This is a genomic window from Vibrio lentus (assembly GCF_002875945.1).
Lineage (GTDB): Bacteria > Pseudomonadota > Gammaproteobacteria > Enterobacterales > Vibrionaceae > Vibrio > Vibrio apostichopi.
This window is the reverse complement of the sequence record NZ_MCZK01000139.1, coordinates 12,125-28,275: the sequence shown is the minus strand read 5'-3', so window position 1 is coordinate 28,275 and position 16,151 is coordinate 12,125. Positions and strand designations below refer to the sequence as shown.

Here is a 16,151-nt window from a genome sequence, read left to right as displayed (position 1 = left end):
AGATAGAGATAGAGATAGAGAGTTAGGATTACAGTAAATTTTCTGGGGATATAACGAGGAAGAAAAAAAATATCGTGGCATAGCCGGGGGGACTATACCACGGGTGTCAAGGACACCTTCGCTTGCTGCCGGAGTGATATGGCAAGCCACATCACCTCTGGAATAAAATTAAAGAGAAGTAGTTTCTCTTCGATGGAGTAACTATACGTCTGCCCACTTATTTTACTTATAAAATTAACGACAGATGGCCATGAGAAAACCGACATTATTTTAAGTTGTTGATAATTAATGTTTTTGTGTTGTTTTGAGTAGTTCGTACTAGTGAGGTAGTTCTCGTTGCTTGTTGAAAGTAACGTTTTTGACGTAAACGTTTTTAACGAAATTTACGAGTATGTATTTTCGAAAACATTGATTTCACACAATGGAATTGTGGTCATGTATGTGTATCATGCTCGTAATAACAATCTTTCTCATTATCAGTCACGAATTGGGTACTTATGAAACTCTCACAACTAGAGCAAGGCAAAGCGGCTTCTATTGTTGCACTAACAGGTTTAACACCAGAAGTTAGAAAAAAACTTATGGTCATGGGCATGTTGCCAAAAACCGAGGTGACGTTGATTCGCCGTGCACCTATGGGTGATCCGCTTCAAGTTGAAGTGAGAGGGGTTTCAATCGCCATTCGTGAAAGCATCGCAGAACAAATCGAGGTTATCTAAATGGATTATCAAGTTCTCACCGTTGGTAACCCGAATAGTGGTAAAACAACATTATTTAATGCACTTACGGGTGCCAAGCAGCACGTTGGTAACTGGGTCGGCGTAACCGTAGAAAAGAAGACGGGTGTCTATTCTCACGCTGGTGATCAGTTCCAGCTTACCGATTTACCGGGTATCTACGCGCTAGACAGTGGTAATGACGCGAACAGCATCGATGAGTCTATTGCATCTCGCGCCGTACTTACTCACCCAGCAGATGTGATCATCAATGTTGTTGATGCGAGCTGTTTGGAAAGAAGCTTATACATGACATTACAATTGCGAGAGTTGGGTCGCCCAATGATCGTTGTATTGAACAAAATGGATGTATTAAAGCGTGAACGTCAGGTCATTAACCTTAAGGCTCTAGAAAAAGAGTTAGGCTGTCCAGTTCTGAGCTTGTCTGCAAACGACAAAGGCCAAGTGGTTCGCTTTAAAGAGCGCCTGCATAAATTGCTTGTTCAAGGTGTGAGCCTTGACCCTATCTCTATCGATTACGACGCAGCATTAGAAGCACTAATCCCTTCTGTTGAATCACAATTTGATGATGCTGATGTGTCGCATAGAGCACTAGCGATTCGTGCTTTAGAAAATGATTACTTGGTTCTAAATGGCCTTGCTCCTCAGCCTCGCACTCAAATTGATAGCGTGCGCCTGAGTGCTGACTTTGATATTGACCTCGCGGTTGCCGATGCAAAATACACTTTTCTACATGACTTGTGTAAGCGTGTTCGCCGCAGTGAAGGCAAGCTAAGCCGAAACTTCACAGAAAAAGCAGACCAATTCATTTTGAACAAGTGGGTCGGTATTCCTTTCTTCTTCGTCATTATGTACTTGATGTTCATGTTCTCTATCAATATCGGTAGTGCGTTTATCGATTTCTTTGATATTGGCGTAGGTGCGTTATTGGTTGATGGTGGTCATCACTTATTAGACGGACATTTACCTGTTTGGCTAGTGACAATCCTTGCCGATGGTATCGGTGGCGGTATTCAAACGGTTGCTACCTTTATTCCGGTAATCGCTGCTCTTTACCTATTCTTAGCGGTATTAGAAAGTTCAGGCTACATGGCGCGTGCCGCATTTGTACTTGATAAAGTAATGCAGAAAATCGGCTTGCCGGGTAAGGCTTTTGTCCCTCTGGTACTTGGTTTTGGCTGTAACGTTCCTTCGATCATGGCAACACGTACTCTTGACCAAGAGCGTGAGCGTAAACTGGCTGCATCAATGGCACCGTTTATGTCATGTGGTGCTCGTCTACCAGTATACGCGCTGTTTGCAGCCGCATTCTTCCCTGGTGCAGGGCAAAACGTAGTTTTCGCTTTGTACATTATGGGTATTGTTGCTTCTGTGTTCACGGGTCTATTCCTTAAAAATACAATCTATCCTGGCAGCAGCGATAGCTTGGTTATGGAAATGCCGGATTACGAATTACCAACCGTGCAAAACGTAATGCTAAAAACGTGGCAGAAATTGAAGCGCTTTGTACTTGGCGCAGGTAAAACCATCGTAATGGTTGTGGCAATCCTGAGCTTCTTGAATTCTTTAGGTATGGACGGAAGCTTTGGTAACGAAGACAGCGAAAATTCAGTGTTGTCTAAAGCTGCGCAAGTTGTAACGCCGGTGTTCCAACCGATTGGTATTACTGAAGAGAACTGGCCTGCAACGGTTGGTATCATCACAGGTATCTTTGCGAAAGAAGCAGTTGTCGGTACATTAAACAGCTTGTACACGACGCCATCAGACGAAGAAGCGGCTGAATTCGATTTAGCGGCAAGCCTGCAAGAAGCGGTAATGACTATTCCTGAAAACCTATCTGGTTTGAGCTATTCAGATCCGCTAGGTATTGAAGTGGGTGACTTATCAGATTCTGGCTCTGTTGCTGCAGACCAAGAAGTTGACTCGTCTATCTTTGGTAACCTGAAAGATAAATTTGTTTCTGGTCATGCTGCATTTGCTTACTTAATCCTAATCTTGCTTTACACACCCTGTGTGGCAGCGATGGGTGCTTATGTTCGTGAGTTTGGTCAGATGTTTGCGCGTTTCATCGCGGTTTGGACAATGGCACTTGGTTACTTCGGTGCGACCTTCTATTACCAAGCGGCAAACTTCGCTGCTCACCCTGTCAGCAGTGCGGTATGGGTGGTTGCGATTGCTGGTGGCTTTGTACTGACCTATCGAGTATTTAAGAAAGTCGGCAGTAAGCAGAAAGCATTAGAGGTGCAAGTAGTATGATCTTAACTGAACTTCATCAATACATTGATAACGAGGGCGTTGCAGCTCGCAGTGAACTTGCGTCTAAGTTTGGTATGAGCGAAGACGGTGTCGATGCGATGCTGAGTGTTTGGGTCAAGAAAGGGAAAGTTTCCCGCTTGGTCGATACCAACAAGCATGGTCATACAACACGTATTCGTTACACCATCAGCAAACAAGATGGTCTATCACTTAATGTGATGATGTAGTTCTGGTTTCATACTCTCGCTGAAAACGGCGAGATTAGACAATAAAAAGCCGCTCACCTATTTTAGATGAGCGGCTTTTTGTTATGTGTCTTTCCTGAACTGTCTTACTTTAAAGCGTAATGAGATGAACTCGAATTACGCTTTCTTGAAGATAGAGCTCAATGACAGAACATTCTGGATGCGAGTATGGATTGCTGCTTGTTCTTCTTCACTACGCTGTTCGCCTTTGGTATTGCCCCATACTGGTCCTGGCCATGCGATGTCATCTTTGAAGCGTGCAATATGATGAATGTGCAGCTGTGGCACCATGTTACCCAGCGCGCCTAGGTTTAGCTTGTCTGGTTGGAATGTCGCTTCTAATGCTTGGCTTACCGCTTGAGATTCAAGTAAGAACTGCTGTTGTTCTTTCATTGGCAGATGGTGCAACTCTTTCAGGTTGGCACGTTTTGGTACCAAGATAACCCAAGGCACTGCGCTGTCTTTGCTTAGCAGTGCCAAGCTTAGTGGAAATTCGCCGATAAGCGTGGTGTCTTTTGCTAACTGTGGGTGAAGTTCAAAGCTCATTATTATTATCCATTTCGATTTCTTGAATTTAGTATACGTTAGATAAAACAAAAGGTTGATGCTCTCACATCAACCTTTGTATTTATTCATTGTAACCCGAAGGGAATTACATGCGCTCTAGAGTTTCGATACCTAGAAGCGACAGGCCTTGCTTGATAGTCTTCGCTGTTAGTGCAGCAAGCTTCAGGCGGCTCTGTTTAACGGTCTCGTCTTCAGCCACAAGGATAGGGCATGCTTCGTAGAAGCTAGAGAATTGACCAGCAAGTTCGAACAGGTAGCTACACATGATGTGTGGTTGACCTTCACGAGCAACAGACTGTACCGCTTCTTCAAATTGTAGAAGTTTCGCGATAAGTGCTTTCTCTTTCTCTTCAGTGATTTTGATTTCACCTTCAAGAGAGTCCATAGAAATGCCTGCTTTAGCAAAGATTGAAGCGACACGAGTGTACGCGTACTGCATGTACGGTGCTGTGTTGCCTTCAAATGCCAGCATGTTTTCCCAGTCGAACACGTAATCAGTGGTGCGGTGCTTAGAAAGGTCTGCGTATTTGACAGCCGCCATAGCAACTGTGTTCGCGATGGTTTTCTTCTCGTCTTCTGCTAGCTCAGGGTTTTTAGATTCAATCAGCTGAGTTGCACGTACTTCTGCTTCGTCTAGAAGATCAGCAAGACGTACTGTACCGCCTGCACGAGTTTTAAATGGCTTACCATCTTTACCTAGCATCATGCCGAATGCGTGGTGCTCAAGAGATACAGACTCAGGAACATAACCCGCTTTACGAACGATAGTCCAAGCTTGCATTAGGTGTTGGTGCTGACGAGAGTCAATGAAGTAAAGTACGCGATCTGCGCCTAGTTCTTCAAAACGGTATTTAGCACATGCAATATCGGTTGTGGTGTATAGGAAGCCACCGTCACGTTTTTGCACGATAACGCCCATAGGGTCGCCGTCTTTGTTTTTGTATTCGTCTAGGAATACAACTTGTGCGCCGTCAGACTCTTTTGCTAGGCCTTGTGCTTGTAGATCTGCAACGATGTTTGAAAGCATGTGGTTGTACATACTTTCACCCATCACATCATCACGTGTCAGTGATACGTTTAGGCGATCGTAGTTACGTTGGTTTTGAACCATAGTTACGTCAACCAGCTTTTTCCACATTTCAGCGCAGTATGCGTCGCCGCTTTGCAGTTTCACTACGTAGCCACGTGCTTTTACTGCGAATTCTTCGTCTTCGTCGTAAAGCTTTTTAGATTCACGGTAGAACTGTTCAAGATCTGAAAGCTCCATTGAAACTTCGCCAGTTTCAGCTTGGATACGCTCAAGGTTTGCGATAAGCATACCGAATTGAGTACCCCAGTCACCAATGTGGTTAGCTCGGATAACTTTGTGACCTAAGAACTCAAGTGTACGAACAACAGCATCACCGATGATCGTTGAACGTAGGTGACCAACGTGCATTTCTTTTGCAACGTTTGGTGCAGAGTAGTCAGCAACAATGGTTTGTGCTTCAGCTGCTGCAACACCAAGACGAGAGTCAGCCAGTGCTGCGTCTGCTTGTTGTGCTAGGAATGCTTCATCTAGGAAGATGTTTAGGAAACCTGGACCTGCGATTTCAACTTTAGAAGCGATACCGTCTAGGTTTAGAACGTCCAATACTTTTTGAGCAAATTCTCGAGGGTTAGTGCCTAGTCGTTTAGCAACACCCATAACGCCGTTTGCTTGGTAGTCACCAAATTGTGGTTTTGCAGATTGGCGAACAGCCGCAGGAGAGCCTGCAGGTGCGCCAGCGGCTTCTAGAGCCTGAGATACTTTGTCATTAATCAGTGCTTGGATATTCACACGCGTTTCCTTCAATTCAAGGATGAATAAGAGTGGCCGTTATTTCGTGGGCATTAAATTTGGCTAATTATGCGTCTAGTTAACGATTTAATGCTGAAATGAACAACAGACTCTGTTTAAGTTCACAAAAATGGCGGTAATCATACCAATTTTGAGAGCTTTCTTATAGGCCGGATTGATAGAAAATTCACATTTCCTGAGGGGTTTTTGACAAACAACTTTTGAGAAGCTGAGTTTGTCTATTTAGGTTGTTGAGATAGGGCGTCAATTGAGTGTTTTTTGCAAAAGCAACGCTTGTTGCTGAAAGTAAAACTGATACCATGCAGCCATTATTTGGAGAACAAAGACAATGACGATGAGCCTGAAGCAAGCCGAACTAGAACCACAACAAATGATTGCGCGCCTTGATACATTTATGGCGAAAATTGAGAACCTAGGAAATACATTGGGTTTGGATTTAAGCTTTGCTCAAGCGGATCATATTGCACTAAGAATCAATGAAACTGAGCTTGCGAAATCGGCACATCAAGCATGGTCTGAATACGGTTCTACGATTTCGGAAGCGATGATTAACGGTCGTCCCATTGTGGTGTTGGCTTTTGATGAACCATTGCAAAGTCTTGGTTGGAAGATTGAGTGTTTAGAGCTTCCGTATCCTGCAGAAGGTAAAATTTACCCGTCTCAAGACTGGGAGCATGTTGAGTTCGTGATTCCTTCTCACGCGCAAACGGCCGATGAGTATTTAGCTGATCTTAAAGAAACCTACCCACAGTTCGCCGTCAAGTTTGAAACTTTGGCTGAGCAAGGCGTTAAGATCAAACTCTCTAGCCCGAAAGGCGAGGGTGAACGTTTGAATAACCCAACGGTTGCATTCAAGCATCAAGGAATTTGCATCAAGCTGCATCCACATTCTTTGAAGAAGATTGTTGAATCTGAACAAGCTTAATTTGACTTGGGTAAGTTCTCAGATGAAATTCCTGATCTCGCTTAGGCTTGTCGGAATGACGAAGTGCTTGATCGTGTTTGCCAAAGTCTATTTTTAGAGGCTGACTGAGGGTTCGAGGGAGATGTCTGAGTCTACAGTTAGAGATTCATGGCTGAATTTGTCATTTTCGATAGCGACGAAGGATCGTAGTCGGGAATCTCTAAAAGCTAGTCTGATAACCAGATACAAAAAACGCGCAATGGGTTAACCCTGTTGCGCGTTTTTATTTGGGTTCTAACTGGAAGTCTTACTGTAAATCGCTTTTAAGCTCAGAATTACAGAATTACAGAATTACAGAATTACAGAATTACAGAATTACAGAATTACAGAATTACAGTTTTGTTGCCGTAAACAAACACATGATCATTGATCACTTTGTTTAGAGCCTTACTCAATACGTTCTTCTCTACGTCACGACCCGCTTGAGCCATGTCTTTCGCGCTGAAGTTGTGATCCACTGGGATCACGTCTTGTTTGATGATTGGGCCTTCATCGAGATCGTTTGTCACGAAGTGCGCCGTTGCACCAATGATTTTTACGCCGCGCTCATAAGCTTGCTGGTATGGTTTAGCACCAATGAATGCTGGCAAGAAGCTGTGGTGGATGTTGATGATTTTGTGGTTGTACTTCTCAACAAAACCCGGAGTCAGCACTCGCATATATTTAGCAAGAACCAGATAGTCCGCCTCATACTGGTCAATCACTTCAAGCATCTTCTTTTCATGTTCTTCACGGTTTAGTCCCTCGTGAGAAACATGATGGTAAGGAATATCAAAACGCTCGGTTAAGCTTTGCAGAGTATCGTAGTTGCCAACAACAGCGGCAATTTCTACATCCAAACTGCCATCGAAGTTCTTCATCAGAATATCGCCAAGGCAGTGCGCTTCTTTAGTCACGAGTATCATGACACGCTTGCGAGATGAATCAACAAGCTTACGTTTTGTCTTTTCTGGTAGCGCTTGATCTAAATCGGCAAGTAAGGTTTCGTCATTGAAGTAACCCTCTAGCTCGGTACGCATAAAGAAGTGGCCACTAGTGTTATCAACGAACTCATTGTTGTGAATAATATTGAGTTGGTGCTTGTAACAAATGTTGGTGATCTTTGAGATGAGGCCTGGGGCATCAGTACAATGTGTTAATAAAGTTTTTCTTTCCATTTGCATCTTACTTCCATGAAATGTTGCACTTAATTATATGAAATCGGGGTTCTTCAAATTTAATACAGGTCGTCGAACGGTGAACTGAGCCGCAATATCACCGTTATAATTAATCTATTATCAATTTGGTTTCAACAAAATCTACCGTTCATTTAGGGGATTAATAAATTGAGAGGCTTAATAAATTCAGGTAGAGGTTAGATTTCTGACGGTTTTAATCGACATTCTCGGTCAAGTCCCACTAGAGCGAGCCAACATTTCAGCCATGCATAGGTGATCATTTATGGATAAAGAGTTACTAGCGAAAAAGTTATATTGTAAGCGTGTGAATTCATTAGTTGGTGATGTTCAGGTGGACGGCAACGTTCTTGATGAAATGTGGGAAAGCAAGGCCTCTCCGACTGATGCTGCTAAAGCCATGCAATCAAGTGATACCGACTTTACTGGTGCGCCTTGGTTGTCTCGTTATTTGAATCGTAAGTAGTTAAACAACCCTTTCATTTGTTTTGGGCTAGGTTGATAAGAACGACTTAGCCTGCCATGTTATATTCGATAGACACCTCCGGTGCGCAGTCATTTCTGATTCGCACCGGCTCACTAAACCTGCCATAATTCGCCTTCTATTTTTCTAAACCACGTACTCTATGATATCTAAAACGTTTTCTGCTGATGGTGCTCTGGGTAAAGCGATCCCTGGGTTTCAACCACGACAAGCTCAGTTGGACATGGCTGAAGCGGTCTCACAAGCCATTGAGCAACAAAGCCAATTGGTTGTTGAGGCGGGGACAGGTACCGGTAAGACGTTTGCTTACCTCGTGCCAGCGCTGCTAAGTGGCAAGAAAACTATTATCAGTACGGGGTCTAAAAACCTTCAAGAGCAGTTGTTTCATCGTGATTTACCGCTAATGGTTGATGCGCTTGGCTTTTATGGTCAGGTTGCCCTGCTTAAAGGTCGTTCAAACTATTTGTGTTTAGACCGCTTGAGCCGCCAGATGATCGAAAGTCATGGCACTCATACCGATCCAACATTGTTAGCGCAGTTGGTGAAAGTACGCAGCTGGTCGTCGGCGACTCAAACTGGTGACTTAGGTGATTGCGATGATATTGCTGAAGATAGCCCGGTTATTCCAACCATTACCTCAACTAACGACAACTGCTTAGGTAAAGAATGCCCAAGCTACACCGATTGCTTTGTGCTGAAAGCGCGTAAAAAAGCGATGGATTCCGATGTTGTCGTGGTAAACCACCACCTGTTCCTCGCAGATTTAGCGATTAAAGAAACTGGGTTTGGTGAGCTTATTCCAGAGGCTGATGTATTTATTTTCGATGAAGCGCACCAACTCCCTGATATCGCCAGTCAGTATTTCGGACAATCAGTATCAAGTCGACAAATCCAAGAACTAGCCAAAGACATTGAAATCGCCTATCGAACTGAAGCTAAAGACATGCGTCAGTTGCAAAAGGTTGGCGAGAGGCTAATTCAATCAGCTGCTGACCTACGCATTGTGCTCGGTGATACGGGCTTTCGTGGTAACTGGCGTGAAGCATTGAAGTCAGAGTCGATTGCGAGAGAGCTAGTTCGCCTACAAGATGCGTTGCAACTGGCTGTCGATGTATTGAAATTAGCATTGGGTCGAAGCCAGTTGTTAGACACGGCCTTTGAGCGTGCAACTATGATTAAGTCGCGTATCGAACGTGTGTGTGATGTGTCGATTACCGGTTATTCCTATTGGTATGACACCACACCAAGACAATTTGCGTTGCACATCACGCCTCTTTCGGTCGCCGATAAGTTCCACGAACAAATTGAGCTTAAACCCGGTGCTTGGGTGTTTACTTCAGCAACGCTAGCGGTGTCGGATGATTTCGACCACTTCACCTCTCGACTTGGACTAAAGCCGTCGGCACAGTTTTCATTGCCAAGCCCATTTGATTACCCCAATCAGGCACGCTTGTGTGTGCCTCGTTATCTTCCAGAACCAAATAGCCCTGGTTTGGCTGACAAGTTGGTCAGAATGCTAGCTCCTGTGATTGAGCAAAACCAAGGTCGTTGTTTCTTCTTATGTACCTCACACAGCATGATGAAAGAGTTGGGAGAGCGATTCCGTGAAACGCTTACTGTACCCGTTCTATTGCAAGGTGAGACCAGTAAGCAAAAAACCTTAGCGGAATTCATGGAATTGGGTAACGCATTGCTCGTGGCTACAGGCGCATTCTGGGAAGGGATCGATGTTAGGGGCGACGCATTAAGCTGTGTTATCATCGATAAATTGCCCTTTACCGCCCCAGACGACCCGTTACTTAAGGCTCGAATCGAGGACTGTAAGCTAAAAGGGGGTGATCCTTTTGCACAAGTGCAGTTACCAGATGCAGTGATTACCTTGAAACAAGGTGTTGGCCGATTAATACGTGATAAGCGTGATAATGGCGCTTTGATTATTTGCGATAACCGCTTGGTGACCCGTGATTACGGTGGTGTATTTTTGGCGAGTTTACCGCCTATCCCACGTACCCGTGACTTAGGGATCATTAAAGAATTCTTAGCTAAAGACCATTCAACCGCTGCTGAGTAATTGGCATTGTTGAGTTTAGCCATTATTTTTAGATTAGATAACGAATATTTGAGACACGAATGAGCGCGAAAATTCTTGCAGTAGATACCGCAACTGAAAACTGTTCAGTTGCACTAGTAATGGGTGACCAGGTGTTCGCACGTAGCGAAGAGGCTCCTCGAGACCATACGAAAAAAATTCTACCTATGGTTGATGAAGTACTGAAAGAGGCGAACATCGCTTTAACCGATATCGACGCAATCGCGTTTGGCCAAGGCCCGGGCAGCTTCACGGGCGTACGTATTGGTATTGGTATTGCTCAAGGCTTGGCTTTCGGTGCTGATTTACCGATGATCGGTGTGTCTACACTGGCGGCGATGGCGCAGGGCAGCTACCGTAAATTTGGTGAAACTCACGTAGCAACAGCGATTGATGCTCGTATGAGCGAAGTGTACTGGGCTCGCTACAGCCGTGAACAAGACGGTCGTTGGACTGCAGTTGATGCTGAGTGTGTTACACCACCAAGTGAATTGGCTACGCAGCTTGAAGCGGATTCTGAGACATGGGCAAAAGTAGGCACCGGTTGGGAAGCGTACGCAGAGCACATGGATACACTAGCGATCAACACCAAAGCGTGTGAGGTTCTGTTCCCAGAAGCTCAAGATATGGCGTTCCTTGCTCAATTTGCTTACGCAGAAGGCAAAGCGGTTGCAGCTGAAGAGTCAGAGCCAGTTTACCTGCGTGATAAAGTGACTTGGAAGAAACTGCCAGGTCGCGAATAAACCGCTAGTTTGTGAGTAAACTACAAGTAAGGCGTGTTGTTTCACGCCTTACTTTGGTTTTGTCATTCACTTTGCAGAGCCAAAATTAAAACAGATAAAAAATCATTAAACTCAGGTACAAAATTCCTTAAGCATGGTTTCAATAAACGGCTTACCTCCTTCTTCGATAGGCAATACATCCAAAACCAATCGAACCAATAAAAAGAACGAGGTAAAAAAAGGCGATGCAAAAACCTCAGTTGGTCAGCCAACTAAGGTTGCGAATGCTGTCTCGCATTCCATCCGCCAAGTCAAAGAATCTGAGATTCACAAAGCTCAGGTTCAATATGATCTTCCAGAAGGACGTGGGCGACGTGCGATGGAAGAGTATATGGATGTGATGAATCAAGCTAAAAAAGAGGAACTTGCGAAGCTTATTGGGGTCGATATTTATATCTAGCTTCGTGCTTTTATTTATCCTGTTCTAAGGACCAGCATTATGTTTTCTCTCATTTCTAAATCTCGCTTATTTTTCCTTGTCGCTTTCTCTTCGATGGTGATGGGCTGCTCCTCTTTACCTGAAGAACTTAATGCAAACTCTGAACAAGTCGTGACGGACTACCAAGAGTGGGTAAACACAGTGCCAGATGCTGGCGATGTTCGTTTAGGTGGCGTGATTGCCAAAGTCACGAACATGCAAGATAAGACTCGTGTTGAAGTGGTTAACTTGCCTATCTCAAGTAACGGTAAGCCAGATATTGATGCCGAGCCAAAAGGGCGCTTTGTCGCTTACATTGATGGGTATGTTGAACCATTAAGCTTTTCTGAAGGGCGTTTGGTGACCTTAGTGGGTAAATCGAATGGCACTGAAGATGGCACCATTGGTGATTACCCTTACACCTTCCCAGTGATGAACGTCTACAACCAACGCTTATGGCAGATCACGGAACGAGTCGTCATCAACGACTTTGCTCCAACGTATTACTCTTGCCGAAGCTTGCATTGTCGTAGTTTTCAGACAATGCCTAAGCACGGACGTGTGATTCAAGACGTGGAATAGTCGAGTATGTGAACTCGATGAATAGAACAATTTAAGGGCGACAAACTCTCGATGATTGAAAAGTCATATTCCCTTGCGAGCGGGACGCTTGCAACACAACAGATTGGTAACCCAGAAACGACCGCTACGACGGTCGTTTTTATTCATGGGTGGTTAGATAACTCCGCGAGTTTCTCTTCTGTTATCTCGAATCTAGAAGTACTTTCACCCAACTCTCATCTGGTTGCGATAGATCTCTTTGGTCATGGCTTTTCATCGCATAAGTCGGGCAGTTACTATCCGTTTCACGACTATATTGATGATTTGCATCAGTTGGTGACTAAATTATCACCAAACAGACTGGTACTAGTAGGACATTCACTTGGTGCATTGATCGCAAGTTGCTATAGTGCCGCCTTTCCTGAAAAGGTGTCAGGATTGATTCAAATTGAAGGTCACGGACCTCTTTCAGAAGCTCCCCACGAAACAGTCTCTCGCTTGAGGGATGGGGTACTCAGTCGTCTTCGACAGCGAAGAAAGCCTTCACATCCTCTAGCAAGTCTTGAGGATGCTATTAAGCTGAGAGCTCACGCCAATCAAATCAAAGCAGAACTTATTGCTCCTATTGTTGAACGAGGAATCGTTGAGTTCGATAACTGTTGGCAATGGCGATGCGACCCTAACCTAAAATGTGACTCGTTATATCGAATGTCACAAGCGCATGCTGAAGCGATCATGGCGGCTATTGAATGCCCTCAATTAATAGTTTTAGGAAATGATGGATTCCGACATTTGCAGCATAATCGCTACAAATCAGCCCATAGTTCTCTGAATATAGAGACTGTTCCTGGCGGACATCATTGCCATTTAGAGAGCCCAGAGCTAGTTTCAGAGCTAATTCTTGGTGTAGTTAACAAAATTTAAACAAGTGTTTGAGCCTTTTAGTGCTCATGCACTAAAGCTGTGCTGTAATACCGCAATGATAAAAAGCGGCGAAGCAGTCGTCAGCTGATAAACGAGGAGTAACATAGTGGACAAACCTTGGCTTTCACGTTATCCAAGTGACGTACCAGAGACGATCAACCCAGATCAGTACCCATCTCTTATTGAAATGTTCGAACAGTCGGTACAGAAGTACGCAGACCAACCAGCATTCGAGAACATGGGATCTATCATGACATTCCGTAAGCTTGAAGAGCGCAGTCGTGCTTTTGCTGCTTACTTGCAGAATGATCTAAAACTGAAGAAAGGCGATCGTGTCGCGCTGATGATGCCAAACCTGCTGCAATACCCAATTGCACTCTTTGGTGTACTGCGTGCAGGTATGATTGCAGTGAACGTCAACCCACTGTACACGCCTCGTGAACTTGAACACCAATTGAATGACTCTGGTGCAAAGGCGATTGTTATCGTTTCTAACTTTGCGAGCACACTAGAGAAAGTCGTTGATAAAACTCCGGTTAAACACGTTGTGCTAACCAGCTTGGGGCAAATGCTGCCACGAGCAAAAGGTACGATTGTCGACTTCGTAGTGAAATACGTAAAAGGTATGGTACCTAAGTACGACCTGCCGGGTGCTATCTCATTCAGAAAAGCACTGCATAAAGGCCGTCGCCTACAATACGTGAAGCCATTTATGGCTGGCGATGACATCGCATTCCTACAGTACACAGGTGGTACAACGGGCGTAGCGAAGGGCGCAATTCTAACGCACCGCAATATGATTGCGAACGTACTTCAAGCGAAAGGGGCATATAGCCCGGTACTGCAAGAAGGCCGTGAATTGGTGGTAACGGCATTGCCGCTTTACCACGTGTTCGCACTGACTGTGAACTGCTTACTGTTTGTTGAGATGGGTGGTCGTAACCTTCTGATTACTAACCCTCGTGACATTCCAGGCTTTATTAAAGAGCTACAAAAGGTTCCGTTTACCGCGATTACTGGTGTAAACACCTTGTTCAATGCTTTAGTGAATAACGAAGATTTCCACGAGCTGGATTTCAGTAACATGCGTTTATCTGTTGGCGGTGGTATGGCGGTTCAACGCGCTGTTGCTGAGCAATGGAAGAAAGCGACAGGTGTCCACCTACTGGAAGGCTATGGTTTAACCGAATGTGCTCCTCTGGTAACAGGTAACCCATACGATCTGAAAGACTACACAGGTGCAATCGGCCTACCAGTACCATCAACAGAAGTTCGTATTGTTGATGATGAAGGTAAAGTGGTTGGCAATGACCAAGTGGGTGAATTGCAGGTTCGTGGTCCTCAAGTGATGCAAGGCTACTGGCAACGTCCAGAAGCGACTAAAGAAGTGATCGACCAAGATGGTTGGTTATCGACGGGTGATATCGTTAAGTTTGATGACGAAGGCTTGTTGTACATCGTAGACCGTAAGAAAGACATGATTCTTGTGTCTGGCTTCAACGTTTACCCGAACGAGATTGAAGACGTAGTGGCTCTGCATGGCAAAGTGTTGGAAGTTGCGGCTATCGGCCAACCTCATGAAGTGTCTGGTGAGTTAGTTAAGATTTACGTGGTGAAACGTGACCCTAGCCTAACCAAAGAAGATATTATCGCGCACTGCCGTGAACACCTAACAGGCTACAAGATCCCTAAATTGATTGAGTTCCGTGAAGAACTACCAAAAACCAATGTAGGCAAAATCTTGCGCCGAGTGCTTCGTGAAGAAAACGACGCAGAGCTTGCCAAACGCGCAAGTGAGTAATGCTCGGGTTTGCGAGAAATGAGCACCCGAAACCATTCAGGCGCTTAATCTAAGCGAGCGCTGAAAAATGGTGTTAGAATGCCGACAGTTAATGTCGGCATTTTTGTATCCGGCGATCAAAGTAAAATCAGTGAGAGTTTTTGTGGATTATCAAATCATTACCCAAGTTAAAGACCTTGAGCGAGTTTGCCAACAAGCACGTGAAGCCGATGTTGTTATGCTTGATACAGAGTTCGTTCGTACAAGAACCTATTACCCTCAATTAGGCTTAATTCAGTTATTTGATGGTGAAACGCTGTCACTGATTGATCCTATTGCTCTTGATGAAATGACACCGTTTGTTGGGCTGTTGAAAGACACGTCAGTACTGAAAGTGTTGCATGCGTGTGGCGAAGATCTGGAAGTTTTCCAGAACGCATTTGGTTGTACGCCAACACCAATGGTGGATACGCAGATCATGGCGGCCTTCTTAGGTCATGGTCTTTCAACTGGCTTTGCAGCTCTGGTTTCTGAGTTTGTAGGCGTTGACCTAGATAAGAGTGAATCTCGTACTGATTGGCTAGCGCGTCCGCTTTCTCAAAAGCAACTCGACTACGCAGCAGCAGACGTTCACTACTTGATGCCAATGTACAACAAGCTTCTAGAAAAAGTGATGGAAGCGGGCTGGTGGGAAGCAGCGCAGCAAGAGTCTGATTTACAAGTGGCAAAGCGCATCCGTAAAGCAAACCCAGACAACGCTTACCTTGATATCAAAGGCGCGTGGCAGCTCAAGCCTCAGCAACTAGCTATTTTAAGACCGCTAGCAACTTGGCGTTTAAAAGAAGCGATCAAGCGTGATTTAGCGTTGAACTTTGTCTTTAAAGAGCAAGACTTATGGGCCGTGGCTCGATTTGCAATGAAAGATCCTAAGCATATGGAACAGGAAGGTTTTGATTACCGCTCTGTACGTCGCCATGGTGCGAAGATCAGCTCTATCGTGAAGTTAGCTGAGCATACGCCAGAAGAAGAATACCCAGCGCCAGTAGAACGTCTAATGGACTACCCAGGTTACAAGCAACTCTTTAAAGTGTTGAAAGATGAAGTGAAAACAGCATCGCAACACAGTGGTTTAGCGACGGAATTTTTGGCGTCGAAGAAGCAACTTAATCAAGTGTTAAGCTGGATTTGGAAGTACGATCGTAATCCAGAGAAGCTGCCTGATGTAATGCAAGGTTGGCGTCTAGACGTAGTAGGCGAGAAGCTAAACAAAGCAATCAAATAACTGTATATCTATATCTTAAGCAAGCAACGAATGCTTTAGAGATAAAA

The 16,151-nt window shown here is 44.7% G+C and carries 15 protein-coding genes; 12 read left to right on the top strand and 3 right to left on the bottom strand.

Annotation, left to right across the window (positions count from 1 at the left end; all coding sequences use genetic code 11):
* Window positions 1-497: 497 nt before the first annotated feature.
* The 3 genes from BCT49_RS25915 to BCT49_RS15250 are packed head-to-tail and all read left to right on the top strand — an operon-like array spanning window position 498 to window position 3,220.
* Window positions 498-719 (top strand): FeoA family protein, encoded by a 222-nt coding sequence (locus BCT49_RS25915; protein WP_008221191.1) that lies wholly within the window; start codon window positions 498-500, stop codon window positions 717-719.
* Entirely contained in the window at window positions 720-2,993 is a 2,274-nt protein-coding gene (gene feoB, locus BCT49_RS15255; protein ID WP_198595869.1) for a Fe(2+) transporter permease subunit FeoB, read from the top strand.
* Window positions 2,990-3,220 (top strand): FeoC-like transcriptional regulator, encoded by a 231-nt coding sequence (locus BCT49_RS15250; protein WP_004734201.1) that lies wholly within the window; start codon window positions 2,990-2,992, stop codon window positions 3,218-3,220. Before feoB ends, BCT49_RS15250 begins: the two co-directional genes overlap by 4 nt.
* A gap of 135 nt (window positions 3,221-3,355) precedes the next feature.
* Here BCT49_RS15250 and BCT49_RS15245 read toward each other — a convergent pair whose 3' ends face one another.
* Both BCT49_RS15245 and argS read right to left on the bottom strand, forming a co-directional pair.
* On the bottom strand, window positions 3,356-3,784 hold the full coding sequence (locus BCT49_RS15245; protein WP_004734200.1) for an HIT family protein: 429 nt from the start codon (window positions 3,782-3,784) through the stop codon (window positions 3,356-3,358).
* Between the two features lie 106 nt (window positions 3,785-3,890).
* Window positions 3,891-5,624, bottom strand: coding sequence for an arginine--tRNA ligase (gene argS / locus BCT49_RS15240; RefSeq protein ID WP_017110321.1), 1,734 nt, complete (start codon window positions 5,622-5,624; stop codon window positions 3,891-3,893).
* Between the two features lie 349 nt (window positions 5,625-5,973).
* Here argS and BCT49_RS15235 point away from each other — a divergent pair, with 349 nt between their 5' ends.
* Entirely contained in the window at window positions 5,974-6,570 is a 597-nt protein-coding gene (locus tag BCT49_RS15235) for a VOC family protein (protein WP_102436321.1), read from the top strand.
* A 362-nt stretch (window positions 6,571-6,932) separates the two neighbouring features.
* On the opposite strand, the gene purU is transcribed toward BCT49_RS15235, so the two are convergent.
* Window positions 6,933-7,766, bottom strand: a complete 834-nt coding sequence (gene purU, locus BCT49_RS15230; RefSeq protein ID WP_102436373.1) for a formyltetrahydrofolate deformylase — start codon at window positions 7,764-7,766, stop codon at window positions 6,933-6,935.
* A 283-nt stretch (window positions 7,767-8,049) separates the two neighbouring features.
* Here purU and BCT49_RS15225 point away from each other — a divergent pair, with 283 nt between their 5' ends.
* From BCT49_RS15225 to rnd, 8 genes are all read left to right on the top strand, one after another.
* On the top strand, window positions 8,050-8,250 hold the full coding sequence (locus BCT49_RS15225) for a hypothetical protein (RefSeq protein ID WP_017079481.1): 201 nt from the start codon (window positions 8,050-8,052) through the stop codon (window positions 8,248-8,250).
* 160 nt (window positions 8,251-8,410) lie between these two features.
* Window positions 8,411-10,339 (top strand): ATP-dependent DNA helicase, encoded by a 1,929-nt coding sequence (locus BCT49_RS15220; RefSeq protein ID WP_099165320.1) that lies wholly within the window; start codon window positions 8,411-8,413, stop codon window positions 10,337-10,339.
* 59 nt (window positions 10,340-10,398) lie between these two features.
* A complete protein-coding gene (tsaB, locus tag BCT49_RS15215) occupies window positions 10,399-11,100 on the top strand; it encodes a tRNA (adenosine(37)-N6)-threonylcarbamoyltransferase complex dimerization subunit type 1 TsaB (RefSeq protein ID WP_102436319.1) in 702 nt (233 codons plus the stop codon).
* Window positions 11,101-11,233: 133 nt separating this feature from the next.
* Window positions 11,234-11,539 carry a hypothetical protein gene (locus BCT49_RS15210; protein ID WP_017074520.1) on the top strand — a complete coding sequence of 102 codons (306 nt, stop codon included), beginning with the start codon at window positions 11,234-11,236 and terminating at the stop codon, window positions 11,537-11,539.
* A 39-nt stretch (window positions 11,540-11,578) separates the two neighbouring features.
* Window positions 11,579-12,139, top strand: a complete 561-nt coding sequence (locus BCT49_RS15205; protein WP_102436317.1) for a Slp family lipoprotein — start codon at window positions 11,579-11,581, stop codon at window positions 12,137-12,139.
* Between the two features lie 51 nt (window positions 12,140-12,190).
* The gene (locus BCT49_RS15200; RefSeq protein WP_102436315.1) at window positions 12,191-13,042 is read left to right on the top strand and encodes an alpha/beta fold hydrolase; all 852 of its coding nucleotides are present in this window, start codon (window positions 12,191-12,193) and stop codon (window positions 13,040-13,042) included.
* 106 nt (window positions 13,043-13,148) lie between these two features.
* A complete protein-coding gene (gene fadD / locus BCT49_RS15195; protein WP_004734190.1) occupies window positions 13,149-14,843 on the top strand; it encodes a long-chain-fatty-acid--CoA ligase FadD in 1,695 nt (564 codons plus the stop codon).
* A gap of 142 nt (window positions 14,844-14,985) precedes the next feature.
* A complete protein-coding gene (gene rnd / locus BCT49_RS15190) occupies window positions 14,986-16,104 on the top strand; it encodes a ribonuclease D (protein WP_032500282.1) in 1,119 nt (372 codons plus the stop codon).
* The last annotated feature ends 47 nt before the right edge of the window (window positions 16,105-16,151 follow it).

Excerpts from the sequence above, each read along its gene's own strand:
- BCT49_RS15245 (WP_004734200.1), bottom strand. The coding sequence starts at position 3,784 with ATGAGCTTTGAACTTCACCCACAGTTAGCAAAAGACACCACGCTTATC.
- BCT49_RS15235 (WP_102436321.1), top strand. The coding sequence starts at position 5,974 with ATGACGATGAGCCTGAAGCAAGCCGAACTAGAACCACAACAAATGATT.
- purU (WP_102436373.1), bottom strand. The coding sequence starts at position 7,766 with ATGGAAAGAAAAACTTTATTAACACATTGTACTGATGCCCCAGGCCTC.
- feoB (WP_198595869.1), top strand. The coding sequence starts at position 720 with ATGGATTATCAAGTTCTCACCGTTGGTAACCCGAATAGTGGTAAAACA.
- tsaB (WP_102436319.1), top strand. The coding sequence starts at position 10,399 with ATGAGCGCGAAAATTCTTGCAGTAGATACCGCAACTGAAAACTGTTCA.
- BCT49_RS25915 (WP_008221191.1), top strand. The coding sequence starts at position 498 with ATGAAACTCTCACAACTAGAGCAAGGCAAAGCGGCTTCTATTGTTGCA.
- BCT49_RS15210 (WP_017074520.1), top strand. The coding sequence starts at position 11,234 with ATGGTTTCAATAAACGGCTTACCTCCTTCTTCGATAGGCAATACATCC.
- BCT49_RS15220 (WP_099165320.1), top strand. The coding sequence starts at position 8,411 with ATGATATCTAAAACGTTTTCTGCTGATGGTGCTCTGGGTAAAGCGATC.
- BCT49_RS15250 (WP_004734201.1), top strand. The coding sequence starts at position 2,990 with ATGATCTTAACTGAACTTCATCAATACATTGATAACGAGGGCGTTGCA.
- BCT49_RS15200 (WP_102436315.1), top strand. The coding sequence starts at position 12,191 with ATGATTGAAAAGTCATATTCCCTTGCGAGCGGGACGCTTGCAACACAA.
- BCT49_RS15225 (WP_017079481.1), top strand. The coding sequence starts at position 8,050 with ATGGATAAAGAGTTACTAGCGAAAAAGTTATATTGTAAGCGTGTGAAT.
- BCT49_RS15205 (WP_102436317.1), top strand. The coding sequence starts at position 11,579 with ATGTTTTCTCTCATTTCTAAATCTCGCTTATTTTTCCTTGTCGCTTTC.